This window comes from Bradyrhizobium sp. USDA 3311 (assembly GCF_054062495.1).
Window position 1 is genome coordinate 5,820,811 of record NZ_JBSSFI010000001.1, and the last position, 23,950, is coordinate 5,844,760.

The following is a 23,950-nucleotide window of genomic DNA, read 5'->3' on the forward strand; positions in this document are numbered from 1 at the left end:
CCGGCAAGGGTGGTTATCAGGGGCTCGATGCGCTATATGATTCCCAGATAAACCTCACCGGATTTCCCCTTGGCTGACGACGACGACAAGCCCGGCGACCAGCCGGCGCAACCCTCGGATATTCGCCCCGTCTCCATCTTCGAGGAGATGAAGAAGTCCTATCTTGACTACGCCATGAGCGTGATCGTGGCGCGGGCGCTGCCCGATGCGCGCGACGGTCTGAAGCCGGTGCATCGCCGCATCCTGTACTCGATGAACGAGCAGGGGCACACACCCGACAAGAAATACGTCAAGTCCGCCCGCGTGGTCGGTGACGTCATCGGTAAGTATCATCCGCACGGCGACCAGTCGATCTACGACGCCATGGTCCGCATGGCGCAGGACTTCTCGATGCGCGTGCCGCTGATCGACGGCCAGGGCAATTTCGGCTCGGTCGACGGCGATCCCCCGGCCGCCTATCGTTACACCGAAGCGCGCCTGACGAAGGCGGCGCTGGCTCTGCTGGCCGACATCGACAAGGACACCGTCGACTTCCAGCCGAACTACGACAACAACGAGACCGAACCGTCGGTCCTGCCGGCCAAGTTCCCGAACCTTCTCGTCAACGGCGCCGGCGGCATCGCGGTCGGCATGGCGACCAACATCCCGCCGCACAATCTCGGCGAGGTCATCGACGCCTGCGTCGCGCTGATCGACAACCCTGCGCTCACCATCGACGAACTCATCAACATCGTGCCGGGACCTGATTTCCCGACCGGCGGCGTCATTCTCGGACGCGCGGGCATCCGCGCCGCCTATCATCTCGGCCGCGGCTCGATCGTCATGCGCGGCAAGGTCGCGATCGAGACCATCCGCAAGGAGCGCGAGGCGCTCATCATCACCGAGATCCCCTACCAGGTGAACAAGGCGACGATGGTCGAGCGCATCGCCGAGCTGGTCAAGGAAAAGAAGATCGAGGGCATCGGCGACCTGCGCGATGAATCCGACCGCGACGGCTACCGCGTCGTCATCGAATTGAAGCGCGACGCCGTGGCGGACGTGGTGCTGAATCAGCTCTACAGATTCACGCCGCTGCAGACGAGCTTCGGCGTCAACATGGTGGCGCTCGACAGCGGCCGTCCGCGGATCATGCATCTGAAGGACCTGCTGGCCATCTTCGTCGACTTCCGTGAGCGGGTCGTCACGCGGCGCACCAAGTTCCTGCTCGCCAAGGCACGCGATCGCGCGCATATCCTGGTTGGTCTCGCGATCGCGGTCGCCAACATCGACGAGATGATCCGCGTCATCCGGACCTCGCCCGACCCGACCACCGCCCGCGACACCCTGATGTCGCGCGACTGGCCGGCCCGGGACGTCGAGGACATGCTGACGCTGATCGACGATCCGCGTCACCGCATCAGCCCGGACGGCACGATCCGGCTGTCGATGGAACAGGCGAGGGCGATTCTCGACCTGCGCCTGCAACGCCTCACCGCGCTCGGCCGCGACGAAATCCGCGACGAGCTCGACAAGCTCGCCGGCGAGATTGCCGATTATCTCGACATCCTGCGCTCGCGCGAGCGCGTGCTGGGCATCATCAAGACCGAGCTCGCCGAGGTGAAGGCCGAGTTCGCTACCCCGCGCCGCACCGTGATCATGGAGCAGGAGGGCGAGGTCGAGGACGAGGACCTGATTCAGCGCGAGGACATGGTCGTCACCGTCTCGCACGCCGGCTATGTCAAGCGGGTGCCGCTGTCGGCCTACCGGGCGCAGCGCCGCGGCGGCAAGGGCCGCGCCGGCATGCAGACCCGCGACGAGGATTTTGTCTCGCGCCTGTTCGTCGCCTCCACGCACACGCCGGTGCTGTTCTTCTCGTCACGCGGCCAGGTCTACAAGGAGAAGGTCTGGCGCCTGCCCATGGCCGCGCCGAACGCGCGCGGCAAGGCGCTGATCAACATCCTGCCGCTGGAGCAGGGCGAGCGCATCACCACCATCATGCCGCTGCCCGAGGATGAATCGACCTGGGGCAACCTCGACGTGATGTTCGCGACCACAGGCGGCAACGTCCGGCGCAACAAGCTGTCCGACTTCGTCGATGTCCGCCGCTCCGGCATCATCGCCATGAAGCTCGACGAGAATGAAGCGATCGTCGACGTGCAGATCTGCACCGAGCGCGACGACGTGCTGCTGACCGGCGCCGGCGGCCAGTGCATCCGCTTCCCCGTCACCGATGTGCGCGTGTTCACCGGGCGTACTTCGATGGGCGTGCGCGGCATTGCGCTTGGTGAGGGCGACAAGGTGATCTCGCTCGCGATCCTGCGCCACGTCGAGACCACGTCCGACGAACGCTCGGCCTATTTGAAGATGCGCCGCGCCGTGGCCGGCGAAGCCACGACCGAGGAGCCGGCAGTGGACGCCGAAGCCGAGGAGACTTCCGGCAGCTTCCAGCTCGCCCAGGAACGCTATGTCGAGATGTCGGCGGCCGAGCAGGTCGTGCTCACCGTCTCCGTCAACGGCTATGGCAAGCGGACCTCGTCCTACGAGTACCGCACCACGGGGCGCGGCGGCAAAGGCATCGTCGCCATGAGCGTCAACAACCGCAACGGCAATCTGGTTGCGTCCTTCCCGGTGGAAGACGCGGATCAAATCATGCTGGTCACCGACAAGGGCCAGCTGATCCGCTGTCCGGTCGAAGGCATCCGCATCGCCGGCCGCTCGACGCAGGGCGTGATCGTGTTCGACACCGCCGAGGACGAGCACGTCGTCTCGGTCGAGCACATCACGGAAGAGGCCGAGAGCGGGAATGGCGCGAACGGGGAGTGACGCGTAGCCCGGATGGCGCAGGAGGTCGGTGCGAAGCGCCGACCGACGGCGCAATCCGGGACCTCTGTGCGCCTGGCAAGAATCCCGGATTACGCTTGCGCTCCATCCGGGCTACGAACTTCCCTAGATCTCCAGCTCCGTCCCGAACTCCACCACCTGCTTGGTCGGCACGCCGAAGAATGCGGCGGAGCGTTCGGCGTTGCGCTGGAGGAAGGCGAACAGGCCTTCGCGCCAGACCCACATGCCCGGGACGTCCTCGCGCGGGATGATGGTCTCGCGGCCGACGTAATAGGTGATGTCGGAGAGGTCGATGCCGGGCAGCTTGCCCTGCCGGCAGGTCAGCGTCAGCCCGTCAAAGATCGTCGGGTTCTGCATGAAGCCGTAATGCAGGATCACGCGGGTGATGCCGGGAATGATCTCGATCACCTCCGCGCGTTCCTCGTCGGGAATGTGCGGGGATTCCTCGATCAGCACGGTGACCAGCAGCACGCGTTCGTGCAGCACGCGGTTGTGCTTGACGAACTGGGTCAGCGCGAGCGGCACTCCGCGCGGAGCGGACGCCAGGAACACGGCGGTCCCGGGCAGTCTGGCGCTGCACTTGTTGACGGCGGTCTCGATCAGGTCCTCCTCGGGCTGGCGCAGCTTCGCGCGCGCCGCCTCGACCAGCTTCACGCCGCTGCGCCACGTCAGCATCATGAAGGCGACGAGGGCCGCGAGCAGCAGCGGAAACCAGCCGCCCTCGAACAGCTTGATCGAATTGGCCGAGAAGAAGATCACGTCGATGACGAAGAAGGCGCCGTTCACGGCGACCACGAGCCAGGGCGAATAACCCCACTGGATCGCAACCAGCGCAGCCAGCAGCGTCGTGATCGCCATCAGCAGCGAGACCGCGATGCCGTAGGCGCCGGCGAGTGCATCCGAGCTGCCGAAGCTCAGGACCGCCCCGAGCGTTGCGGCGGCGAGCAGCCAGTTCACCAGCGGCACATAGATCTGGCCGATCGCGTCGCTGGTGGTGTGGCGGATCTGCATGCGCGGCAAAAAGCCGAGCTGGATCGACTGCTGGGTCAGCGAGAACACGCCGGAGATGATCGCCTGGGAGGCGATCACGGTCGCGACCGCCGAGAAGGCGACCAGCGGATAGTGCAGGGCGTCGGGGCAGAGCTGAAAGAACGGGTTCTCGATCATCGCGGGATCGGTGATCAGCAGCGCGGCCTGGCCGAAATAGTTCAGCACCAGCGCGGGCAGGCAGATGGCGAACCAGGCGAGCCGGATCGGCAGGCGGCCGAAATGGCCCATGTCGGCATACATGGCTTCGCCGCCGGTGACCGCGAGGAAGGCTGCGCCGAGGATCGCGAAGGAGACGTGAAAATCCTGGTGGATCAGGAATTCGACGGCGTAGAGCGGGCTGAGCGCCGCCAGCACGGCCGGCGCCTTGACGATGCCGTGGATGCCGAGCGCGGCGAGCACGGCGAACCAGGCCAGCATCACCGGTCCGAAGATGCGGCCGATGAAGCCGGTGCCCTGTTTCTGCATCATGAACAGGCCGACCAGGATGACGACGGTGACTGGCACGACGGCTGGCGCGAGCGAGGGCGCGTCGACCTTGAGGCCTTCGATGGCGCTCAGCACGGAGATCGCCGGCGTGATCGCGCCGTCACCGTAGAGCAGGGCGGCGCCGACGAGGCCGACCACCAGCAGATGCGAGCGCCAGGTGCCGGGCTGGGCGTTGCGGGCGTGGAGCAGGGCCAACAGGGCGACGATGCCGCCTTCGCCGCGGTTGTCCGCGCGCAGGATCAAGAGCGCATATTTCAGCGAGATGATCAGCAGCAGCGCCCAGAGGATCAGCGAGGCAACCCCCAGGACAGCGTCGGGGGTCACTGTCGCGCCGTGAGCGGCCGCCTTGGCGGCTTCCTTCAGGGCGTAGAGCGGGCTGGTGCCGATATCGCCATAGACCACCCCGAGGGCGCCCATGGTCATTGCAAGCGGCAGTGGATCAGGATGATGGCCGGAAGCGACTGCGGGCGTACTGGACAATGGCGACCCCTCGATGGGTTCGCGCCCGGCGGGGCATTCCGACGGGCGCGAGCATCACGCAGTCTGCGACGAGACGTCGCAAATATCCATGGGGTTTATCTTTGGGGTTTATGTTGTCGTCGATGTTGGAGGCTTACCTGACGCGAAGCTGACAGACCGGGCTACGGGGTGCGGTCGGCCGTCACGAGGCGAGCGACGCGGACGTCGGCCTTGGTGCCGGCACGGCGCAGGCACGACGCCTCAAAGTTCGGCCAGGCCTGCTGCGAGCAGTCGCGGCCGATGCTGCGGATATCGAGGCGGTCGCTCTTGGCCAGCGGCTGCGGCACGCTGGCTTCGACGGTCGGGGCAAAGCCGGGCAGGAGGGTGAGGGCCGCGGCAACACACGCAGAGATAGCGATCGCTGAAAGAGCCTTGATCATTGACTGTCCCCTGTGATGCGGCCGCCTACGCCCAGTGTGCGGCCCGTCATTCGTTGGCTGATTAGTAACCATGGCCAGTTTCCGGACGTCTTCGCGGAGGCGGGAAATGGTTTCGTTCGCGCTCCGTTTTGTTTCGTGGCCGTCCCGAGGACGAAACAAAGCGGCCGTCGCCGACACGAAAGGGGGACATTTTCCGGGAAACAGCGGGGAACCAGCCCGGCTTGCCGGGCCGGGCCGGGCGCGGTAGGACGGGGCCATGCCGCGCATTGCCTTCTACCCAGGTTCCTTCGACCCCATCACCAACGGCCATCTGGACGTGGTCCGGCATGCCGTTCCGCTGTGCGACCGGCTGGTGGTCGCGATCGGCGTCCATCCCGGCAAGAAGCCGCTGTTCTCCACTGAGGAGCGTCTGAGGATGCTCGAGGACGTCTGCGGGCCGGTGGCAACCCAGGCCGGCTGTGTGCTCGAAGCCGTGACGTTTGACGATCTGTCGGTGACCGCCGCGCGCAAGCACGGCGCGACCATCATGATTCGCGGTCTGCGCGACGGCACCGACCTCGACTACGAAATGCAGCTTGCCGGGATGAACGAGGCCATGGCGCCGGAGGTCCATACGGTGTTTCTGCCGGCCTCTCCCATGGTCCGCCCGATCACCGCCACTTTGGTGCGCCAGATCGCGGGCATGGGCGGAGATGTTTCGACCTTCGTGCCGCCGCTCGTAGCCAGTCTGCTCAAGGCCAAATTCGCCGGATAACGGCGCGCTTCTTCATCTCACCTGATCCGGAGTTTTCATGATCCGTCGTCTCGCAATTCTTGCCACGATCTTTGCCGCGCTCGTTGGCGCGGTCCCGGCGGGCGCACAGACCCTGCCGGCCGGCCTCGACAAGGCCAACGCGGTCGTCATCGACACCACGAAGGGCCGCATCGTCATCAAGCTGCGGACCGATCTTGCGCCCCAGCACGCCGAGCGCATCAAGCAGCTCGCGCGCGAGGGCTTCTACAACAACGTGCCGTTCCACCGCGTCATGGACGGCTTCATGGCGCAGACCGGCGACGGCCAGAACTTCAACGGCACGGGCGGCTCGAAATATCCGAACCTGAAGCAGGAATTCTCCAAGGTGCACTTCGCACGCGGCATCGTCGGCATGGCCCGGCGCGGCGACAGCGTCGATACCGCCAACTCGCAGTTCTTCATCATGTTCGCCGACGGTGGCAGCCTCGACAACAATTACACCGTGATCGGCGAGGTCGTGCAGGGCATGGACGTGGTCGACAAGCTGAAGAAGGCACCGGCCGGTTCGCCGAGCGGCACCGTCACCGATCCCGACAAGATGGTGAAGGTGCAGGTCGCCTCCGACATCAAATAATGGGAGAAGGCGATGGCGCGCTGCGGCAACAGGCTTCTGCTGGCTGCCGCAGTGCTGCTTGTCGGCATCTCCGGCGCGGCCGCCGAGGACGCGCAGGTCAACACCATCCAGGACGTCTTCCGGCATCTGCGCACCTGCTGGAAACCACCTCCGGCCGCCAAGGCTCGCCCTATCGACATCACCGTCGTCGTGAGCTTTAACCGGTCCGGAAACATTTTGGGCCATCCGAGGATTACCTATGAATCCGCGGATGCCTCCGACGATGACCGGCTGCAATACCGGATCGCGGTGATGGAGGCGTTGCAACGCTGCACGCCGATGCCATTTACCGATGCAATGGCCGGCGCCGCCGCGGGGCGTCCATTCGCGATCCAGTTCCGCAGCCGGAAGACTTCACCTCCAACGCAAGAGAGACGAGCATGAGCGTCACCGAAAACACATTGATCCTCGAAACCACGCAGGGGCCCGTCACCATCGAGATGCGGCCCGACCTCGCACCCGGCCATGTCGCGCGGATCAAGGAGCTGGTCCGCGAAGGCTTTTACGACGGCATCGTGTTCCACCGCGTGATCGAGGGCTTCATGGCCCAGACCGGCTGCCCGCATGGCACCGGCACCGGCGGCTCCGGCAAGAAGCTGAAGGCCGAGTTCAACAAGGAGCCGCATGTGCGCGGCACCACCTCGATGGCGCGCGCAGCGAGCCCCGATTCTGGCGACAGCCAGTTCTTCATCTGCTTCGACGACGCCCGCTTCCTCGACAACCAGTACACGGTGTGGGGCAAGGTCACCGAGGGCATGGAGAACGTCGACAAGATCAAGCGCGGCGAGCCGGTGCAGAACCCCGACAAGATCGTCAAGGCGCGGATGGCGGCGGACGCGGAATGACCGCGTAGCGGTCATTCCGGGGCGCGCGTTAGCGCGAACCCGGAATCTCGAGATTCCGGGTTCGATGCTGCGCATCGCCCCGGAATGACACGAACTAAGGCGCAACGGCGCTCATGCGCACCGACCTCTTCGATTTCGACCTGCCCGCCGAGCGCATCGCGTTGCGCCCGGCGACCCCGCGCGACTCCGCCAAGATGCTGGTCGTGGAGGGCGGCGCGCTGCGCGACCGGACCATCTCCGAGCTGCCGCAATGGCTGAAGCGCGGCGACCAACTCGTCGTCAACGACACCAAGGTGATCGCGGCGCAGCTCAAGGGTCGCCGCATCGGCCGCGAGACCGAGCCGAAGATCGAGGCGACGCTGATCAAGCGGCTCGACGGCTCACGCTGGCAGGCGCTGGTGAAGCCCGCCAAGAAGCTCATTGCCGGCGATCGCATCCGTTTCGGCAACGAGGGCAAGGTCTGCCTGCTCGGTCATCTCGACGCCGAGGTCGAGGCCAAGGGCAGCGAAGGCGAGGTGACGCTGTCGTTCTCGTTCCACGGCCCGGCGCTGGACCAGGCGATCGCCGATCTCGGCAGCCCGCCGCTGCCGCCCTACATCGCCTCCAAGCGCACGCCTGACGATCAGGACCTCGCCGACTACCAGACGATGTTCGCGGCCAACGAGGGCGCGGTCGCAGCGCCCACCGCAGGGCTGCATTTCACGCCCGCGCTGGAGCAGGCGCTGCGCGAGCGCGGCATCGGCCTCAACCGCGTCACGCTGCATGTCGGAGCAGGGACGTTCCTGCCGGTGAAGGTGGAGGACACCGCAGGCCACAAGATGCATGCCGAGTGGGGCACGATCTCGGCCGAGACGGCGGAGCGGCTGAACATTGCGCGGCACAACGGCGGGCGCATCATCGCGGTCGGCACCACGTCGCTGCGGCTGCTTGAAAGCGCCGCGAGCGAGGACGGCACCATCCAGCCGTTTGCGGCCGAGACGTCGATCTTCATCACGCCCGGCTATCGCTTCCGCGCCGTCGATATCCTGCTGACCAATTTCCACTTGCCGAAGTCGACGCTGTTCATGCTGGTGTCGGCATTCTCAGGGCTGGAGACGATGCGGCGGGCCTATGCGCACGCGATTGCGCAGGGCTATCGGTTCTATTCATACGGCGACGCCTGCCTGCTGTTTCGCGCAGGGGAGACCGAAGTCCGCAACCCGTCGTCGCTGTAGCGCGGACAAAGCGAGGCGGGCCCATTGGTCGGCACGGCGATTGCACACCGTTTCCCCCCGGGAATCTCGATCCATCTTTGCTGTTTCGCAAGCAATTGAGCCTACCGTCATGCCGTTTGATGAGCGGTGGAGACGCCTGCCCGGCTGATGCGGGCGTTTTGCTGCGCGGGGAGGGCCCGCCAATCGACGGCGTCGATCAGTTGAGGAACCGTAAACTTGCCGACCCCGGCAGCGCGCACCGATACGGCACTGTTCACGGAACGAACGTTCGTTGCGCTTGACGGATTGCGCGGTGTCGCGGCGATCATGGTTGCGCTGCGACATGCTCCTTTCCTCTGGGAAGGCCCGGCTGCGTCGACCGGGTGGATGGGGAATAGCTACCTGGCTGTCGACCTGTTCTTCGTTCTGTCGGGCTTCGTGCTGGAGCACGCCTATCGAAGACGCTTCCGCCAGGGATTGTCGGTTCGCTCCTTCATGCTCGCGAGACTCCAGCGGCTATACCCGTTGTACGCCCTGGCATTCATCCTCTCATTGCCGTTTCTCCTCGGGCAGCTTGCAGCTGGAGCGCCGGACCGGGCGCAAACGATCCTCGGCCTCCTTTGCAGCGCGCTGATGCTGCCGACCCCTAATCCCGCCCATCTCGATGCCGATCTGTACCCGTTCAACTTCGCCGCCTGGTCGCTGTTCTTTGAAGTTGCGGCAAATCTGCTATTTGCGGCTCTCGGAAAGCGGCTCGATACGAAATCCGTGATCTGGCTCGTCGGCGGCTTCGCGCTCGCGCTCGTGGTCTGCGCCACGATGGGGTGGCTTGGGTTCGGCATCGAAGCCGACAAGCGAGGTGTCCTGGGGGGCGGACCGACTTGGGAAACTTTCGGCGCCGGCGTGATCCGGGTCGGGTTCTCGTTCTTTGCGGGCGTCCTGGTCTACCGCTTCTACGAAACGGCCCGATTGCCGGCGGCGCGCCCCGGATTCGCGATCAGCGCGTTTGCTCTCGTCACCGCCATCCTTGCGATGGATTTTCCGAGCAGTCTCGATCTCGCGCTGAGCCTGTTCTCCGTCATCGTCGTATTTCCGCTGGCCATCACGATCTGCGCGCGTTTCGATCCGCCGCGGGGCGCATTGGCAAACACGATGCAGACCCTCGGACTGCTTTCCTACGGGATCTATGTTCTCCAGGTCGTGACGTTCCACGCCGTGGAGGCCTGCGCGCGACATATTGAGGTTCAATCCGCCCTTGTCGGGCTTGTCGCGATACCGGTTGTTGCAGCGGTGGCGTACGCGGCCACCGTCTTCGTCGATGTTCCTGTCAGGCTTACGATGAAACAGGCGTTGAAGGGGCTGGCGTAGGAGACGCGAGACAGGCGGACGCTTGACGCCGCCTGTCCCGCTGGTCGGCTTACGCCATCACGCGCTGCGGCAAAAGCTCCGCGATCTGCACCGCGTTCAGCGCGGCACCCTTGAGCAGCTGATCCGCCGCGACGAACATCGAGATCGAATGCCCCGTGGGATCGCTGAGATCCTTGCGGATGCGGCCGACCAGGACGTCATCCTGGCCCGAGGCGTCGATCGGCATCGGGAAGTGGTTCTTCACGCGGTCGTCGACGATCTTCACGCCGGGCGCCTGCGCCATGATGGCGCGGACCTGATCCTCGCTGATCGGCTTCTCGCATTCGAACGTGATGGCCTCGCAATGGGCGCGCAGCACCGGCACGCGGACGCAGGTGACGCCGACGGCGATGGTCTCATCCTCGAAGATCTTGCGGGTTTCCTTGATGACCTTGGTCTCTTCGTCGTTGTACCCGGTCTCAGGGTCAACCGCGGTGTTGTGGTTGAAGAGATTGAAGGCGTAGGGGTGCGGCATCACCTTGGGCGTATAGACCTGCCCGTTGAGATTGGCGCGGGTGGACTCGACGAGCTCCTCCATCGCGGCGGCGCCGGCGCCGGAGGCCGCCTGGTAGGTCGAGATGATCACGCGCTTGATGCGGTTCTTCTGGTGGATCGGCCAGAGCGGCACCAGCGCGGTGATCGCGGCGCAGTTCGGGTTGGCGATGATGCCCTTGTGGTCGCGGATGCGGTTCGCGTTGATCTCGGGGATCACCAGCGGCACGTTCGGATCCATCCGGAAGGCGGAGGAGTTGTCGACCACGACCGCGCCGGCCTTGACCGCGAGCGGCGCATACTTCTTCGAGATGCTGCCGCCGGCGGAGAACAGGGCGATATCGACACCCTCGAAGGCGCGCTCGGTCAGTTCCTCGATGACCACGTTTTGCCCGCGGAACGACACCGTCTTGCCGGCGGAGCGGGCGCTGGCCAGCGCCTTGAGCTTGCCGACGCGGAAACCACGCTTGTCCATGGTGGCGATGAATTCGGCGCCCACCGCACCGGTGACGCCGACAATCGCGACGACGGGATCGTTACTCACATTCTCCTCCATTCAAGTTGAGCATGATCTCGTCGGAAAACCGGATTCCACTTTTCCGGATCATGCTGTGAGCTTTAGACAACAAAAAAGCCCCGGACCATCGAGGGCGGGGCTTCGGTAGAGCTGATGCGTTTCAGTCGACGACTACGCGCGCACGCCTCCCCGGGCCCCGAAGGCCGTGGTGGTTTTGGTCGTGCGTTTGGTGGTCGTGAACATGGCGGCGACTTATGGGGGAGAGTCTTGCGTCCGTCAATGGCTTTTCGGCGGGATTGTGGCCGCCGGCCGGGAGCCGTCTCTACTTCGTTCGGGCGCCCGGCGGCTCGAGGATGACCTCCTTGAGGTCGTCGCCGCTGATCACGACGATCGCGAAATTGAGCCGGCCACGTTCGCGCACGAGGCCGCCGCTGATCGCCTTGCCCGACGCTGCCTGCTCGGCGACGCGCACGGCATCCGCAAGGCGGTGCCGGATCGCGCCGAGTGCTGCGAGGTTGCTGCGATCGTCGCGGTCGAGCTCGGCAAGGGGCAGGGCGGCCTCTCCGCCGACGAACTCGCCGGTCGCGGCATTGATGGTGTGGCGCCAGATCCGGTCGTTGTGCAGCGTCTTCACCCGGTAGACCGCCGGCACGCCGGAGGCGCCGTCGAAACTCACGTCCGCCGTGGTGGCGCCGGCGTGGCGGGACTCTGCGAGAGCCATGGCCTGGCTGATCGAGATCGACGAACCGCGGAAGCGCTCGATCTCGCGGCTGACCGCTTGGCGGTCCGCCTCAGCGTCACCATCTGTGTCGCTGTGAAGCGCGGTCGGTGTGCCTGCGGTCACGATTGCCCGCGCGGGCGCTGCGAGGAGCAGCGCGGGCAGGGCGATCGCAAGCAGTCGTGAGGTCCATCGTTTGGCTGTCGTCATGCTCGAAACCCTCGGCCAGCGAGTGTGCCGGATGATCGTAAAGAATTCGCGGCCGGCCTTGGGCATCGGCCGGCCGCGGAGCGCCGCGGCGGGCTGTACCCGCCGCGGCGATCGAAGCGGTACCGACCTCTTTTGGGGCTGGTGAAAAAAGCGGCCCGTACCGACTTAACTAAACCATACCGTATCGTTTTATTTTGGTCAATGGCGAGGGCGTGTTCCCCCAGGGGATAGATCGCAACCTCACGGAATTGTCAGCGGGATGGGCGTCGCCGCGGCGTGCCCTTGGTGGCGTCTCTTGAAGTTTCCTGGACGCGGTCGGCCGGACCCAGCGCGCCGGCCAGGAACAGCTTGATCGCGGTACGCATCCGCTTTTCCGCGGACTTCAACTCCAGTGCCGTTCCGAATGTCGCCATGCGGTGGGTATGACCGACGACGACGTCGAGAAACACTTCCGCTGCGATGGTGGTGTCGTCGAGGTCGAGCGCGCCTTGCGCCACCAGATGGTCGAAGAAGCGTGCCGTCGTGGCGACAGCCTTGAGCCAGCCTTCCTCCATGCCGAGCTTGGCGACATCGGGGAAGTTGATGGCCTGTGACGTCATCATGCGGCTGAAGGCGACGGCATCGGGCCCGCAGGTGAAGCTCAGCATCTCGCGCCCGATCTCGACCAGCCGCTGCTCGACGGGGATGTCCGAGGCGCTGCTGAGCTGCGTCTCGGCGGCCGCCGACAGCGGCGCAAGCCAGCGCGCGATCTCGCGCCTCAGCACGGCGGCGAACAGGCCACGCTTGTCGCCGTAACGGGAATAGACGGTCGGCTTGCTCACCCGTGCCGCTTCCGCAACCGCATCGAGCGAGGTGGCGTCGAAGCCGCGATCCAGGAACAGGCGGGTGGCGACCTCGATCAGCCGCTGATCGCGCTCGATCGCGGCGGTCTTGGTCGGCCGGCCGCCGCGTGATTTCGGCACCTCGCGCCGTGCTGCTGCCGGTCTTGTCTTTGTCGCAGTCAATCCCATGCCCAATGATTCCTGCGCGGTCGTCACTGCCTCTATAACGCGCAGCAACCGGGGCGTCATCGCGAATCTGGCCGAATTGGCCTTATCGTCAACGGTCTCGATACGACCTCGTTCCGGCACCGGGGTCTCATGGCAGCGCCGACGTCCAGGCCTGGCCCGCGGCCGCCTTCTCATATCCGTACTGATACAGCGCCCGCATATAGGCGGTGTCGAATCCTTCCGAAGGCGCTGCGGGGTAGTCGCGCGCGATGTAGGAGAGATGGAAGCCCAAATGGTTGCGCCTGGCGAAATCGTAGGTCGAGAAGATGATCGAGCGCGTCTGCGACTGGGTGATCGACGACAGGCTGCGTGAGGCGACATCGACGGTGCTGTTGGACACGAGCTCGAAGTTGCGTTCGATCTTCTTGTTGACGAGGATGTAGATGTCCATCTTCGCACTGCCCGGCAGGCGGCTGCCCTGGAAGAGCAAGGCTTCCGGCAGCGTCAGCACCGGGGCCGTCACGCCGCCGTCGACGTGCATCTCCTGAAACCTGCGGCCCTGGCCTTCGGCGTCGATCATGATCGGTGGAAACACCAGGGGAATGCTGGCGGAGGCCGCCATCACGTCGCGAAACAGTTTGAGCGCCTCGGGCGTGCCGATCTCGGCGATCTTGCCCATGTTCCAGATCGCGGTGCGCTGGGTGTCGAGATCGGTCGTCACCACCAATAGCCTTCGGCCCTTGGCATTCTCGCGCGCGACTTGCGCCATGATCTCGGGCCCGACATAGCGGGCGACCAGTTCGCGCAGCCTTGTGTTGCCGAACAGGCCGGATCCGAACAGCACGCGGATGATGCTGGGGTCGTTCAGGAGGCTTTCCGCGATGCCGCTGGTGTAGACCTCCTTCAACGTGTCGTCGTATTGCGGGCCGAGAAACGCAAAGGGCGCGATCAGTCCGCCGGTGCTCACGCCGGAGACGACCGAGAAGGTGGGGCGGGTTCTGGCCGCGGTCCAGCCGTTGAGCACGCCGACGCCATAGGCACCGTCCGCACCGCCCCCGGAGAGCGCCAGATAGGACTTTGACGCGTTGCTGTTGTCCTTCTCGAAGCTGAACTTCGTGACGGGGTCGTCGGCGTAGCGCCGGAGGCCATCGATATCGAGCACGCGCGACGTGCTGGCCTCGGCGGCGGTGTAGGGCGCGCGGGGCAGCGAGGTGCAGGCGCCAAGCGCCAGGCTGCACGCCAGGACCAGGAACCCGATCAGGCGGGCGCCTGTCTGCCTGCCCCGGCCATATGAAGGGACGGACACGTCAGTCGAATATGAAGGGAAGGGCATCGTCGGTGGCTGGCGATCACGCATCTACCGCCGCCGGCAAACTCGCCGCGGCATCTCGTCCGGCCCCCACGATAAAACTACACGGTATCGTTTTGTTTAACAAGGGTGGCGGAGACCCTATCCGGGGGCCACTTGTGTCCCAGCCTGAGGCACAGGCCGGCCGAAGTGCGGTCCCGCGGGTTGATCGGCCTTCTCCGACACGCAATAAGCACCGCCATGAATCGTCCTGACGCAGCTCTCCCCAATCATTTCGAACTGCTCGCCACCGATGGCGCCGCGCGCACCGGGCGCCTGACCACCCCGCATGGCGTGGTGCGGACGCCGGCCTTCATGCCGGTCGGAACCGCCGGGGCCATGAAGGGCATGCACTGGCGCGAGGTGCGCGATGCCGGCGCCGACATCGTGCTCGGCAACACCTATCATCTGATGCTGCGCCCCGGCGCCGAGCGGATTGCGGCGCTCGGCGGCTTGCAGCGGTTCACCGGCTGGAATGGGCCGATGCTGACGGATTCCGGCGGCTTCCAGGTGATGTCGCTTGCTGACCTGCGCAAGGTCAGCGAGCACGCCGTCACCTTCCGTTCGCATATCGACGGCGCCAAGGTCGAGCTGTCGCCGGAGCGCTCGATCGAGGTGCAGCGTTTCCTCGGCTCCGACATCGCCATGCAGATGGACGAATGCGTGCGGCTGCCCGCCGAGCACGCCGATATCGAGCGCGCGATGCAATTGTCGCTGCGCTGGGCCGAGCGCAGCAAGCGCGCCTTCGAGAGCGCGCCGGACGGTTACATGCTGTTCGGCATCGTGCAGGGCGGCGATGTGCCCCAGCTTCGTCATGCGAGCGCGGAAGGGCTCGTCGCGATCGGCTTCCACGGCTATGCGATCGGCGGCCTCGCGGTCGGCGAACCGCAGGCGGTGATGCTGGCGATGATCGACGAGACCGCACCGATGCTGCCGAAAGAGCGGCCGCGCTATCTGATGGGTGTCGGCACGCCCGACGACATCCTCGAAGCCGTGAAGCGCGGCATCGACATGTTCGATTGCGTGATGCCGACACGCAATGGCCGCCACGGCGTCGCGTTCACCCGCTTCGGTCAGGTGAATCTGCGCAACGCGCGTCATGCGGACGATCCGCGTCCGCTCGACGAAGAAAGCACATGGCCGTCGACGCGCAGCTACGCGCGCGCCTACCTGCATCATCTCGTCAAGGCGGGCGAGACGCTGGGGGCAATGCTGCTGTCCGAGATCAATGTCGCATACTATCAGTCCCTGATGCAGGGCATCAGGGACGCGATCGCACACGGAACGTTCGACGAGTTCTACCAGCGTACACGCGAGGACTGGGCGAGGGGCGATATCGCCCCGCGCCAGGGCGACTGAGGGTCAGTTGCACACGATCCGCTGCCTGACGGCATGCTTGGTCACGAAGCCGTAACCGCAATTGTCGCAGGTCCAGAGATAGCTGATCATGTGGTCCGAGACGTAGGCGGATGCTTCGGCGGCGACCATGGAGTCGGCGCAGACCGGACAGGTGGGCAACTCGCTACAACGCGGATCGCGGTTCAGCGCGACGGTCGACAACACTTCAGCAACTGCTGACATCGTGGTGACCTCCCTGCTTTGAGACGTAAGTCTAACATAAGCAGAATCACTTGACGAGGTCGCAACACAAAAGCGTTGGTTTTCTGATATTTGTAGCTCACGTGATTTTGCGATGCAGCGTATTTAACATGTGCCGCATTGTCGCTTGCGTGTCGCCGCAAGCTGTCTGTAACTGCGCAAGAGCCACGGCAGAAGCGCAAATTGTCGCTACAGGGAGTTCATCATGGACGCATCGTCCGCCACGCGTGCAGCGCATCAACCCGGCCGCGGCCGGATCTATGACTCGATTGTCGAAGCTTTTGGCGACACGCCGATCGTGCGATTGCGACGGCTGCCGGGCATGCACGGTGTGAACGCGACGATTTTGGCAAAACTTGAATATTTCAATCCGGCCGCGAGCGTGAAGGACCGCATCGGCGCGGCCATGATCATCGCCATGGAGAAGGCCGGTATCGTCAAGCCGGATACCGTGCTGATCGAACCGACCTCCGGCAATACCGGCATCGCACTCGCCTTCGTCGCCGCCTCGCGCGGCTACCGGCTCAAGCTCGTGATGCCGGAATCGATGTCGATCGAACGGCGCAAGATGCTGGCCTTTCTCGGCGCGGAGCTGGTGCTGACGCCGGCCGCACAAGGCATGAAGGGCGCGATCGCCGCCGCCGAGGAGCTGGTGAAGACGACGCCGAACTCGGTGATGCCGCAGCAGTTCAAGAACCTCGCCAATCCCGAGGTGCACCGCCGCACCACCGCGGAGGAGATCTGGAACGACACCGACGGCAACATCGATTTCTTCGTAGCAGGCGTCGGCACCGGCGGCACGATCACCGGCGTCGGCCAGGTGCTCAAGCCGCGCAAGGCCTCGTTGCGGGTGGTGGCGGTCGAGCCGGAGGAGAGCCCGGTGCTATCAGGGGGACAGCATACGCCGCACAAGATCCAGGGCATCGGCGCGGGCTTCGTCCCTGATATCCTCGATCGCTCCGTGATCGACGAGATCGTCAAAATCAACTCGACCACGGCGATCGAGACCTCGCGCGCATTGGCGCGGCACGAGGGCATTCCGGGCGGTATCTCCTCGGGTGCTGCGATTGCCGCGGCGCTCCAGATCGGCAAGCGGCCGGAAGCTGCGGGAAAAACCATCCTGGCGGTGGTACCGTCCTTCTCCGAGCGGTATCTTTCGACGGCTCTGTTTGAGGGAATCTAGGACATGGCGGATCTACCGAGGCGGCCGCGCACGCTTGGCGATGCCAGGACCGAGGCCGAGGCGGCGTTCAAGAAGGTGACGGCCAAGGTCGCCGCGGCGCCGCCGAAGCAGAACACGGCGCCTGGGATCAAGGAGCAGGTTACGCTGCGCATCGACCAGGACGTGTTGGAGTTCTTCCAGGAGGGCGGTCCCGGCTGGCAAGATCGCATCAACGAGGCGCTGCGGAAGGCGGCGGGGAAGTAGCGCCCGGTCTTTCCAGGTCGCCCAACGAAAAAGCCCGGCGCGAGCCGGGCTTTTGTATTTGGGGTTTGATCTGGCCTCAGCGGCGGAACATGCCGCCCATCATGCCGCCGACGACGCCGCCGACGAAGGCCGCGCCGGCCGCATCGCCGGGGTTGCTGCGTTGGGGAGCCGGCGCCGGTGCGCTGCTGGCCGCGGGGGCGCTGGCGCGCCGGGCCGCCTTCTGGCTGTTGTCGCTCGCAGTCGGCGGAGCGGCCACGACCTCCGAGAGCAGCGCCTTGTGCTGGAGCTTGTTGAGGTAACCTGACGAAGGATAGCCGCGCGCGGCCTGCCAGCGTTTGAGCACGGTCCGGGTCTCGTCGCTGAACACGCCAGTCTGCTTGGTGTCGAAGCCGAGGCCGGTGAGGCGACGCTGCACGTCGCGGCGCTGGTTCTTGTCGAGGCCGATCTGGTCCTCGGTAATCTGAGTGGCCTCATCGGTGAAGGTCGCAGGATCGACGCCGGCGTTGAGGGTGCGCGTCGCGGTCGAGGGGCCACTCTTGATCGCGGCAAGCCGCGCCAACGCCAGGGCCTTGAACTGGCCGTTCGGATAGGCCGAGAGGTAGGCGTTGAGCTCTTCCGGCTTGTTGGACTCCTTCACCGAGCGCCAGTATTCGAGTTCGACGCCGTCCGAGCCGCCAGTCGCCGCCGGCACGCTGCCAGCCGCCGTCGGCGCCGCGTTGGCAACCTGGGTGGTCGGGGCCTGGTTGAGATAGACGGCGCCGATCAGGTTGGTGTGGCCCCAGGGAAGCTGGCCCTTGTGGGTCTCTTCGTTGACCTGGGCGCGCACCGACGTCATCGCCTGCTGGATCTCGATGCCGGGCTTGGTGATGTTGTCGATCAGCGCGCGGGTGAACGGGCTGTTGTTGCCCTCCTGGCCGTCGAGCGCGGTCTGGCCGGGGCCGGTTGCGAACGCGATCAGCGTGCCTTCGCCGGACTTCATCTCGGCAAGGCCGCTCTGCACGTTGACGCTGCGGGTCGCGGAGTTCGACTTGATCTTGGCGGCGAACGGATTGTCGCGGCAGGCATCGAGGAAGACGAGCTTGACCTTGGCATCGCCCATGGTCTGCTCGAGTGTCAGGTCGATGTTGATCGCAGCGCCCAGCTTGACGTCCATCTCCGACTTGATGTCGGCGTCAACCGGCAGCAGGTAGTTGGTGCCGCCGACGGCGATGCCGTGACCGGCATAGTAGAACAATGCGATGTCGGAGCCCTGCGCCTTGCGGCCGAAGTCGAGCAGCTTTTCCGTCATCTGGTCGCGGCTGAGATTGGACCCTTCGATCACGTCGAAGCCGACATTGCGCAGCGTCGCCGCCATCGCCTTGGCGTCGATCGGCGGGTTCGGCAATTGCGCGACGTTCTTGTAGGAACCGTTGCCGACGACGAAAGCAACACGGCGGTCCGCCTTCGCGGCACTGACCGACAGTGCCATGCACATCAGCGAGGCGATGAGGGTGAGATAGCGCATCTGAAATCCCCAGAATCGAATTGCAGGCAGCAACAAATTGGCGACGAACCTACACGAAAATGCCCGGCTTCGCGCTAGCGAAACGACGGTTCGCCCAACCCACTGCTTCGCGGCCGAATGTGCACGATGGAATGCCCCTTCTAACGTGATCCAGATCACGTTCGACCACTTTGTTTTTGTCGCGCGAGGCCGCGCGCCGGTTCACTGCGCGCGGGCCGGAATCGGGGCCGCCGGCTTCAGATTCAGGAGGTTGCCGAACAGGATCAGCGCCGCCCCGAGCACGGTCCAGCCGTCGAGCCGTTCTGAATACAGCAGCCAGCCGGCCGTCGCGGTGAGAGGAACCCGCAGGAAGTCCATCGGAACCACCACCGTCGCGTCCGCGTAGCGCATGGCGCTGGCGAGGCAATAATGCGCGAACGTGCCGCAGACCGAGATCACCGCCACCCAACCCCAGACATAAGTGGGCGGCCAGGCCCAGACATAGAGCGTCGGCAGGAAGCCTGCGACCGACTGCACGACCAGCATCCAGAACAGGACCGCCAGCGCGCTCTCGGTCCGGGTGAGCGATTTCACCAACGCCATGGACACGCCGAACCCGACCGCGGCGCCGAGCGCGATCAACTGGCCCTGATTGATCTCGCCGGTCGCGGGCCGCACGATGACGATCACGCCGACGAGGCCGAGCACGATCGCAGCGATCTTCCACGAGGTCATGCGCTCCGACAGAAAGCTCGCGGCGAGGATCGCCGTCCAGATCGGCATCGTGAACTCGATTGCCACCACCTGGCCGATCGGAATCAGCGTCAGCGCGAAGAACCAGCCGAGCTGTGAGACGTAGTGGATCAGATTGCGCGCGATGTGCTGCGGCAGGCGCCTCGTCCTGAGCGTCCCGAATCCGCCGGCGCGCCGGATCATCGGATACAGCATGCAGAGGCCGAGCAGCGAGCGAACCTCCATCACCTGGAAGACGTTCATCTCGCGCACGGCCTCGCGTCCCGCGACCGCCATCACCAGGGTCAGCGACAGCCACCCGGCCATCCACAATGCAGCCATCGTTTTGGACGGAGGAGTGGTCATTGGCGCGCGATGCGGAAGGAAAGGGCGTTGGAGGGCAGGCTGGTATCCGCGACATCAATACGGTTTGCAACGGCCAAAACTGCGGATGCAGCGATGCACGGGTGCGTGCTAAGGGAGGGCCAACGAGCGAAATCGGAGAAACAGCTCATGCGTATCCTGCAGCCGGACGAATGGAAAAAACCGCGCGGCTTTTCCCATGGCGTCGTGGCCGAGGGGCCGGGCCGCTGGGTGGTGCTTGCCGGGCAGACCGGCGGCGACGAGGCGGGCGAATACGCCCCTGACATGGCGGGCCAGGTCGCAACCGCGCTGAAGCGGATCATCAAGCTGCTGGGCGAGGCCGGCGCCGGCCCCGAGCACATCGTCCGCCTAACCTGGTACCTGACCAGCCGCAGCGAATATGAGGCCGCAGGCGCCGGCATCGGCGCGGCCTGGAAGGAGACGCTGGGCCGCAATTTCCCGCCTTCGACGCTGCTCTACATCGGAGGCCTCGTCGACGACCGGGCCAAGGTCGAGATCGAGGTGACGGCGTTCGTTCCCAGTGCATAAAAAAATCGATCCGGCGCGCGCGCCGGATCGATTGTCGTGTCGTCGTACTGGCTTAGCGCGACATCGAGATGTTGGCGCCGCGGAACTGGCTGTCCGCGCGCATCGTGACCGTCTGCTTGTTGCCGGAGGTCCGCAGCGAGATGTTTGCGTTGAAACCAGCGGCGCTGGCGACCACCTCGAAACTTCCACCGCCACCGCGGCCCTGGAGCGAGCCGCTGATGTTACGGCTGGCCTCGCTCCAACCGCCGGTAATGGCGCTGCCTTCGGACCGGACGTTGGCGGCGAGGTTGAACTTGTAGGCGTCGCTGGCACAGGTCAGCGACATCTCCATGGTGGGCCCGATCGGAGCATATTTGGCCCGGCAACGGATGCGTTCGGTGGAGCCGTCATCCAGGGTGACGATCCCGCCGCCGCTCCAGCTGCCCGCGAGCGGGGCAAACGGGCCGGACTGGGCCTTGCTTTCAGTGTTCGCGAACGCTGCCGCAAGCAAAACGGCGGCCGCGATCAGCAGCCGCCGGCCTCCGGCGCGAGTCTCGATTGGTTTATTGGCGCGATGCTTCCCACCGCCCGCTGCACGGTATGCCTGCAGATGCTCCATTCCACTTCCCCGATCCGGCGTTGCCGCTGAGTTGACCGTTGGCATATGCACCATTGATCGAAACTTTCACAAGTCCCCCGCTGCCGATGGTGCCGGAAACGTTAGCGCCGGGCGCGGTGATCCTGCCGTCGGCGACTGTCAGCATGGAGCTTGCGGTCGGCTCGCAGGAACCGGACTTGGTCACGATGGTGACCTGCCAGTTGCCGTCATAGGGGGTCTGGGCGAAGGCGGTGGCGGCGAGGGTGCCGGCGAAAACTGAAGCGGCACAGAACGCCGCGATGCGACCAAAACGCATGAATTCCGTCCTTGAATTTGTCTGATATCCTGACGCTTATTCGGACGAAATGTGACGGAAATTTGTTGCAATGCCAAATCGAAAATTGTTCCTGTGGAAACAATGGTTTATTTGTGTTTTTGGCTCCGATTTTTCAAGCAGAATCAATGCGGCTTCACGTTAAGGGTAAACGTCAGGACAGACTCGGCGCGGAAGTCGCGAACTGCTCGTCCTGAACCTTGGCCGGCAGTGCCTTGTGGACTTTGACGTAATCGATCACGTCGGCCAGCAATTTGAGCCCGAGCGGGGCGAGCGCGCGCTCCCAGAGTTCGCGGGCGGTCTCGCCCTTCTTGACGAAGCACCAGTCCTGCGCGGCGATGGCGCCGGCATCCATGCGATCGGCGAGATGATAGATCGTGCCACCGGCGATCGGATCGCCTTCCTTGATGGTCCATTCCACGGCGGCCTTGCCACGGTGGCGCGGCAGCAGCGAGGGGTGATAGCCGATCCCGCCGAACCGGGCCGCGGCGAGCGCGTCCTTTCCGATCCGGGCATGGCTGTGCGCGGTGATGATCAAATCGGTGTCGGGCGCGATCTCGGAGGCGACCACCAGCTTCGGATTGGCCTGCACCACCACCTCGATGCCGGCCGCCCTGGCGGTCGCAGCAAGGCGGTCCTCGGCATCGGCCACCACGACCCGCGCGATCGACACGCTGTGCTCCCGGAGCATGTTCAGGGTGGTCACGCCGAAATGGCGGGAGCCGACGAGGGTAATGCGCATGTGTGTCCGATCCGTCTCGCAACTGCGTCATACCCCCGATAACACGTCCGGGCGCCGTGTCACCATCTGCGGGCCGTTTCTGCCGGTTATCAACAATGCGCCGGGCGCAGGAGACGGTGAATTCCGCGATTGCGCGGCCGACCGTTCCGGTGCTTGCATGCGCGCATTGCACCGGTTCGGAGCGAGCGCATGCGCAGCGCCTGGTTCATCCTTCTTGCGACACTGATTGCGGCCACCCCGGGCCATGCCGGCGGGCCGTACCCGGCGGTCCCGCCCGAGATCGGCGTCGCGCCGTTCATCGGGCCGACCTGGGACGCTTATCGTTGCGCGGGGGGACCGGTCTATAATTTCTATGATGGCGCCTATTACGGCGAGGAGCCGCCGGCGCTCTATCGCGGCTACGCCTACCGGCCGCATTATCGCTACAGCGCCTATCGCCGACTGCCGCGGACGTACTTCTGCGTCGCCGACTAGCGTTGCCGCACGGCCACGGTCGAGCGGCAAATGATGATGTGACGGTTCCTGTGTTTCATTTCGAACAGAAGGAATCCATCCCGCCGTTAGAATGGCGATACCGGGGCTGGCGACATTTGATCCGGATCCATTTTCGAACCCGGCTTTGGCCGCTGGCCTGATCGCCAGCGGCCTTTTCATGCCGCGCGTCGCAAAATCATCTGACGGTAACGCGTTCTCAACCTGCCTGGCGTATCGACGAATCCGTCGCGGATTTGTAATGCGTACCGCGACACCGAAAATGTCCCGCCGGCGTGGGTGCGCCGCGCGGGCTTTTTCGCCGGGACCGATTTCATGCCGAGCGCGATTGAGCAGATCGTCGACATCTATGTCCGACTGAAGAACAGGCGCGGCCTCGACGAGCTGATGATGCACAGGCAGCGCCTCGCGGTCGACCTGAAGAGCAGGTCGGGCTATGATTTCAGCCTGCCGATCGGTCAGATCGACGAGGAGATCGCGATCATCGAGGCAGGTCTCAGCCGGCTGAAGGCTGGCTCCAACGATGCCGATACGACACGTTTGATCTGACGCGCTCAGTCGCGCCGGCCGCCGTCGATGACGGTGAACAATGGCCGCGCCGGGGTCGGCTCCACCAGCAATTCCTCCACGAGTGCGGTGGCCGCATCGACATATTTTCGCGTCGGCTTGTCGAGCTCTCGCTTCGCCTCGTCGTCGAGCGCGACCTTGGCCGCCTCGACCAGTTTGCGCATCCGCGCCGCATGGTCGTCGCCGGCCGTCAGGGTTGCGCGCGCCAGCGAGCGCAGCACGAACAGCTCGCCCTCGAGGCGGAGCAGACGATCGTTGAGCCTGGTGAGGACGGCGTTGAGGTCGGCCATTTCCGCGGTTCGTCGCTGTGGATTCGTCCTGATCTAGCGGCGATCGGTGAACGGAGTGCAAACGGCATCGGCGCAATTGGGCCGATCGTCCGCATGTCGCGGTGCCGCCGTTGTGACCGGTCGTGACGTCGCGTATGCGTGGGCACAGCATGGTTCCCGCACCACATGTCAGCCCGGGTGGACGTTTGGAGCCCGTGCGATGCGGTTTATCGCGGTTGTGATCCTCTTGATGTCGGCATGTTCGGCTGTCGCCGCCGCGCCGGCGCGCCACGCCCGCCCGCACCACCCCGTTGTCGTCCGTCCGGCCGAGGACGCGCCGGTGCCGCCCGGCTGGTACAAATTTCCCGGGTGGCCGCCGATCCCGCCGTCGGAGAACAGGAATCTCGATCCCTCCAATTTCGGCGGAGGCTGATCGC

The 23,950-nt window shown here is 65.0% G+C and carries 27 protein-coding genes; 14 read left to right on the top strand and 13 right to left on the bottom strand.

What is annotated here, in order from left to right:
• Positions 1-69: 69 nt before the first annotated feature.
• Positions 70-2,802, top strand: coding sequence for a DNA gyrase subunit A (gene gyrA, locus ACVWW6_RS27855; protein WP_456681730.1), 2,733 nt, complete (start codon positions 70-72; stop codon positions 2,800-2,802).
• 123 nt (positions 2,803-2,925) lie between these two features.
• Here gyrA and ACVWW6_RS27860 read toward each other — a convergent pair whose 3' ends face one another.
• Entirely contained in the window at positions 2,926-4,779 is a 1,854-nt protein-coding gene (locus tag ACVWW6_RS27860; RefSeq protein WP_011087463.1) for a potassium transporter Kup, read from the bottom strand.
• Positions 4,780-4,997: 218 nt separating this feature from the next.
• Positions 4,998-5,255, bottom strand: coding sequence for a hypothetical protein (locus tag ACVWW6_RS27865; protein WP_008131028.1), 258 nt, complete (start codon positions 5,253-5,255; stop codon positions 4,998-5,000).
• 256 nt (positions 5,256-5,511) lie between these two features.
• Here ACVWW6_RS27865 and coaD point away from each other — a divergent pair, with 256 nt between their 5' ends.
• From coaD to ACVWW6_RS27895, 6 genes are all read left to right on the top strand, one after another.
• Positions 5,512-6,009 (top strand): pantetheine-phosphate adenylyltransferase, encoded by a 498-nt coding sequence (gene coaD / locus ACVWW6_RS27870; RefSeq protein WP_011087462.1) that lies wholly within the window; start codon positions 5,512-5,514, stop codon positions 6,007-6,009.
• A gap of 37 nt (positions 6,010-6,046) precedes the next feature.
• A complete protein-coding gene (locus tag ACVWW6_RS27875; protein WP_028171884.1) occupies positions 6,047-6,622 on the top strand; it encodes a peptidylprolyl isomerase in 576 nt (191 codons plus the stop codon).
• Between the two features lie 12 nt (positions 6,623-6,634).
• The gene (locus tag ACVWW6_RS27880) at positions 6,635-7,045 is read left to right on the top strand and encodes a hypothetical protein (protein WP_304565010.1); all 411 of its coding nucleotides are present in this window, start codon (positions 6,635-6,637) and stop codon (positions 7,043-7,045) included.
• Positions 7,042-7,506, top strand: coding sequence for a peptidylprolyl isomerase (locus ACVWW6_RS27885; protein ID WP_028171886.1), 465 nt, complete (start codon positions 7,042-7,044; stop codon positions 7,504-7,506). Before ACVWW6_RS27880 ends, ACVWW6_RS27885 begins: the two co-directional genes overlap by 4 nt.
• Before the next feature lie 113 nt (positions 7,507-7,619).
• Positions 7,620-8,720, top strand: a complete 1,101-nt coding sequence (gene queA, locus ACVWW6_RS27890; protein ID WP_456681731.1) for a tRNA preQ1(34) S-adenosylmethionine ribosyltransferase-isomerase QueA — start codon at positions 7,620-7,622, stop codon at positions 8,718-8,720.
• A 216-nt stretch (positions 8,721-8,936) separates the two neighbouring features.
• Positions 8,937-10,067 carry an acyltransferase family protein gene (locus ACVWW6_RS27895; protein ID WP_456681732.1) on the top strand — a complete coding sequence of 377 codons (1,131 nt, stop codon included), beginning with the start codon at positions 8,937-8,939 and terminating at the stop codon, positions 10,065-10,067.
• 49 nt (positions 10,068-10,116) lie between these two features.
• Here the strand turns inward: ACVWW6_RS27895 and ACVWW6_RS27900 are convergent, their stop codons facing one another.
• The 4 genes from ACVWW6_RS27900 to ACVWW6_RS27915 form a co-directional block, all read right to left on the bottom strand.
• A complete protein-coding gene (locus tag ACVWW6_RS27900) occupies positions 10,117-11,154 on the bottom strand; it encodes an aspartate-semialdehyde dehydrogenase (RefSeq protein WP_028171889.1) in 1,038 nt (345 codons plus the stop codon).
• Between the two features lie 283 nt (positions 11,155-11,437).
• Positions 11,438-12,043, bottom strand: coding sequence for a PepSY domain-containing protein (locus tag ACVWW6_RS27905; RefSeq protein WP_456681733.1), 606 nt, complete (start codon positions 12,041-12,043; stop codon positions 11,438-11,440).
• Positions 12,044-12,294: 251 nt separating this feature from the next.
• Positions 12,295-13,053, bottom strand: coding sequence for a TetR/AcrR family transcriptional regulator (locus ACVWW6_RS27910; RefSeq protein ID WP_404522274.1), 759 nt, complete (start codon positions 13,051-13,053; stop codon positions 12,295-12,297).
• A gap of 127 nt (positions 13,054-13,180) precedes the next feature.
• Positions 13,181-14,389 carry a patatin-like phospholipase family protein gene (locus tag ACVWW6_RS27915; protein ID WP_456681734.1) on the bottom strand — a complete coding sequence of 403 codons (1,209 nt, stop codon included), beginning with the start codon at positions 14,387-14,389 and terminating at the stop codon, positions 13,181-13,183.
• A gap of 192 nt (positions 14,390-14,581) precedes the next feature.
• On the opposite strand from ACVWW6_RS27915, the gene tgt reads away from it, so the two are divergent.
• Positions 14,582-15,739, top strand: coding sequence for a tRNA guanosine(34) transglycosylase Tgt (tgt, locus tag ACVWW6_RS27920; RefSeq protein ID WP_456681735.1), 1,158 nt, complete (start codon positions 14,582-14,584; stop codon positions 15,737-15,739).
• Positions 15,740-15,742: 3 nt separating this feature from the next.
• Here the strand turns inward: tgt and ACVWW6_RS27925 are convergent, their stop codons facing one another.
• Complete coding sequence (locus tag ACVWW6_RS27925) at positions 15,743-15,961, bottom strand: hypothetical protein (RefSeq protein WP_028171894.1); 219 nt, start codon at positions 15,959-15,961, stop codon at positions 15,743-15,745.
• Positions 15,962-16,184: 223 nt separating this feature from the next.
• Between ACVWW6_RS27925 and cysK the strand changes: the two genes are divergently transcribed.
• Both cysK and ACVWW6_RS27935 read left to right on the top strand, forming a co-directional pair.
• On the top strand, positions 16,185-17,162 hold the full coding sequence (cysK, locus tag ACVWW6_RS27930) for a cysteine synthase A (RefSeq protein ID WP_304553611.1): 978 nt from the start codon (positions 16,185-16,187) through the stop codon (positions 17,160-17,162).
• A gap of 3 nt (positions 17,163-17,165) precedes the next feature.
• A complete protein-coding gene (locus ACVWW6_RS27935) occupies positions 17,166-17,405 on the top strand; it encodes a BrnA antitoxin family protein (protein ID WP_456681736.1) in 240 nt (79 codons plus the stop codon).
• 76 nt (positions 17,406-17,481) lie between these two features.
• On the opposite strand, the gene ACVWW6_RS27940 is transcribed toward ACVWW6_RS27935, so the two are convergent.
• Together ACVWW6_RS27940 and ACVWW6_RS27945 are read right to left on the bottom strand one after the other, a co-directional pair.
• Positions 17,482-18,909, bottom strand: coding sequence for a caspase family protein (locus ACVWW6_RS27940; RefSeq protein ID WP_028173937.1), 1,428 nt, complete (start codon positions 18,907-18,909; stop codon positions 17,482-17,484).
• Positions 18,910-19,110: 201 nt separating this feature from the next.
• A complete protein-coding gene (locus ACVWW6_RS27945) occupies positions 19,111-19,986 on the bottom strand; it encodes a DMT family transporter (RefSeq protein WP_161534878.1) in 876 nt (291 codons plus the stop codon).
• A gap of 147 nt (positions 19,987-20,133) precedes the next feature.
• Between ACVWW6_RS27945 and ACVWW6_RS27950 the strand changes: the two genes are divergently transcribed.
• Positions 20,134-20,532 carry a RidA family protein gene (locus ACVWW6_RS27950; RefSeq protein ID WP_456681737.1) on the top strand — a complete coding sequence of 133 codons (399 nt, stop codon included), beginning with the start codon at positions 20,134-20,136 and terminating at the stop codon, positions 20,530-20,532.
• A gap of 52 nt (positions 20,533-20,584) precedes the next feature.
• Here the strand turns inward: ACVWW6_RS27950 and ACVWW6_RS27955 are convergent, their stop codons facing one another.
• The 3 genes from ACVWW6_RS27955 to ACVWW6_RS27965 all read right to left on the bottom strand — a co-directional run bounded on the left by ACVWW6_RS27955 (position 20,585) and on the right by ACVWW6_RS27965 (position 22,185).
• Entirely contained in the window at positions 20,585-21,130 is a 546-nt protein-coding gene (locus ACVWW6_RS27955; RefSeq protein ID WP_028173939.1) for a hypothetical protein, read from the bottom strand.
• On the bottom strand, positions 21,075-21,425 hold the full coding sequence (locus ACVWW6_RS27960; protein WP_456681738.1) for a hypothetical protein: 351 nt from the start codon (positions 21,423-21,425) through the stop codon (positions 21,075-21,077). Before ACVWW6_RS27960 ends, ACVWW6_RS27955 begins: the two co-directional genes overlap by 56 nt.
• A gap of 172 nt (positions 21,426-21,597) precedes the next feature.
• Complete coding sequence (locus tag ACVWW6_RS27965; RefSeq protein ID WP_011087445.1) at positions 21,598-22,185, bottom strand: formyltransferase family protein; 588 nt, start codon at positions 22,183-22,185, stop codon at positions 21,598-21,600.
• Between the two features lie 189 nt (positions 22,186-22,374).
• Here ACVWW6_RS27965 and ACVWW6_RS27970 point away from each other — a divergent pair, with 189 nt between their 5' ends.
• Positions 22,375-22,659: a hypothetical protein gene (locus ACVWW6_RS27970; RefSeq protein WP_304553609.1), complete on the top strand. Its 285-nt coding sequence runs from the start codon at positions 22,375-22,377 to the stop codon at positions 22,657-22,659.
• A 333-nt stretch (positions 22,660-22,992) separates the two neighbouring features.
• Positions 22,993-23,226 (top strand): hypothetical protein, encoded by a 234-nt coding sequence (locus ACVWW6_RS27975; RefSeq protein ID WP_028173941.1) that lies wholly within the window; start codon positions 22,993-22,995, stop codon positions 23,224-23,226.
• A 5-nt stretch (positions 23,227-23,231) separates the two neighbouring features.
• Here the strand turns inward: ACVWW6_RS27975 and ACVWW6_RS27980 are convergent, their stop codons facing one another.
• Positions 23,232-23,534, bottom strand: a complete 303-nt coding sequence (locus ACVWW6_RS27980; protein WP_011087444.1) for a hypothetical protein — start codon at positions 23,532-23,534, stop codon at positions 23,232-23,234.
• Between the two features lie 199 nt (positions 23,535-23,733).
• Between ACVWW6_RS27980 and ACVWW6_RS27985 the strand changes: the two genes are divergently transcribed.
• Positions 23,734-23,946, top strand: coding sequence for a hypothetical protein (locus ACVWW6_RS27985; protein ID WP_375762749.1), 213 nt, complete (start codon positions 23,734-23,736; stop codon positions 23,944-23,946).
• Positions 23,947-23,950: the final 4 nt, after the last annotated feature.

Excerpts from the sequence above, each read along its gene's own strand:
- ACVWW6_RS27860 (WP_011087463.1), bottom strand. The coding sequence starts at position 4,779 with ATGACCATGGGCGCCCTCGGGGTGGTCTATGGCGATATCGGCACCAGC.
- ACVWW6_RS27865 (WP_008131028.1), bottom strand. The coding sequence starts at position 5,255 with ATGATCAAGGCTCTTTCAGCGATCGCTATCTCTGCGTGTGTTGCCGCG.
- coaD (WP_011087462.1), top strand. The coding sequence starts at position 5,512 with ATGCCGCGCATTGCCTTCTACCCAGGTTCCTTCGACCCCATCACCAAC.
- ACVWW6_RS27875 (WP_028171884.1), top strand. The coding sequence starts at position 6,047 with ATGATCCGTCGTCTCGCAATTCTTGCCACGATCTTTGCCGCGCTCGTT.
- ACVWW6_RS27880 (WP_304565010.1), top strand. The coding sequence starts at position 6,635 with ATGGCGCGCTGCGGCAACAGGCTTCTGCTGGCTGCCGCAGTGCTGCTT.
- ACVWW6_RS27885 (WP_028171886.1), top strand. The coding sequence starts at position 7,042 with ATGAGCGTCACCGAAAACACATTGATCCTCGAAACCACGCAGGGGCCC.
- queA (WP_456681731.1), top strand. The coding sequence starts at position 7,620 with ATGCGCACCGACCTCTTCGATTTCGACCTGCCCGCCGAGCGCATCGCG.
- ACVWW6_RS27900 (WP_028171889.1), bottom strand. The coding sequence starts at position 11,154 with ATGGAGGAGAATGTGAGTAACGATCCCGTCGTCGCGATTGTCGGCGTC.
- ACVWW6_RS27905 (WP_456681733.1), bottom strand. The coding sequence starts at position 12,043 with ATGACGACAGCCAAACGATGGACCTCACGACTGCTTGCGATCGCCCTG.
- ACVWW6_RS27910 (WP_404522274.1), bottom strand. The coding sequence starts at position 13,053 with ATGGGATTGACTGCGACAAAGACAAGACCGGCAGCAGCACGGCGCGAG.
- ACVWW6_RS27915 (WP_456681734.1), bottom strand. The coding sequence starts at position 14,389 with ATGCGTGATCGCCAGCCACCGACGATGCCCTTCCCTTCATATTCGACT.
- tgt (WP_456681735.1), top strand. The coding sequence starts at position 14,582 with ATGAATCGTCCTGACGCAGCTCTCCCCAATCATTTCGAACTGCTCGCC.
- ACVWW6_RS27925 (WP_028171894.1), bottom strand. The coding sequence starts at position 15,961 with ATGTCAGCAGTTGCTGAAGTGTTGTCGACCGTCGCGCTGAACCGCGAT.
- cysK (WP_304553611.1), top strand. The coding sequence starts at position 16,185 with ATGGACGCATCGTCCGCCACGCGTGCAGCGCATCAACCCGGCCGCGGC.
- ACVWW6_RS27935 (WP_456681736.1), top strand. The coding sequence starts at position 17,166 with ATGGCGGATCTACCGAGGCGGCCGCGCACGCTTGGCGATGCCAGGACC.
- ACVWW6_RS27940 (WP_028173937.1), bottom strand. The coding sequence starts at position 18,909 with ATGCGCTATCTCACCCTCATCGCCTCGCTGATGTGCATGGCACTGTCG.
- ACVWW6_RS27945 (WP_161534878.1), bottom strand. The coding sequence starts at position 19,986 with ATGACCACTCCTCCGTCCAAAACGATGGCTGCATTGTGGATGGCCGGG.
- ACVWW6_RS27950 (WP_456681737.1), top strand. The coding sequence starts at position 20,134 with ATGCGTATCCTGCAGCCGGACGAATGGAAAAAACCGCGCGGCTTTTCC.
- ACVWW6_RS27955 (WP_028173939.1), bottom strand. The coding sequence starts at position 21,130 with ATGGAGCATCTGCAGGCATACCGTGCAGCGGGCGGTGGGAAGCATCGC.
- ACVWW6_RS27960 (WP_456681738.1), bottom strand. The coding sequence starts at position 21,425 with ATGCGTTTTGGTCGCATCGCGGCGTTCTGTGCCGCTTCAGTTTTCGCC.
- ACVWW6_RS27965 (WP_011087445.1), bottom strand. The coding sequence starts at position 22,185 with ATGCGCATTACCCTCGTCGGCTCCCGCCATTTCGGCGTGACCACCCTG.
- ACVWW6_RS27970 (WP_304553609.1), top strand. The coding sequence starts at position 22,375 with ATGCGCAGCGCCTGGTTCATCCTTCTTGCGACACTGATTGCGGCCACC.
- ACVWW6_RS27975 (WP_028173941.1), top strand. The coding sequence starts at position 22,993 with ATGCCGAGCGCGATTGAGCAGATCGTCGACATCTATGTCCGACTGAAG.
- ACVWW6_RS27980 (WP_011087444.1), bottom strand. The coding sequence starts at position 23,534 with ATGGCCGACCTCAACGCCGTCCTCACCAGGCTCAACGATCGTCTGCTC.
- ACVWW6_RS27985 (WP_375762749.1), top strand. The coding sequence starts at position 23,734 with ATGCGGTTTATCGCGGTTGTGATCCTCTTGATGTCGGCATGTTCGGCT.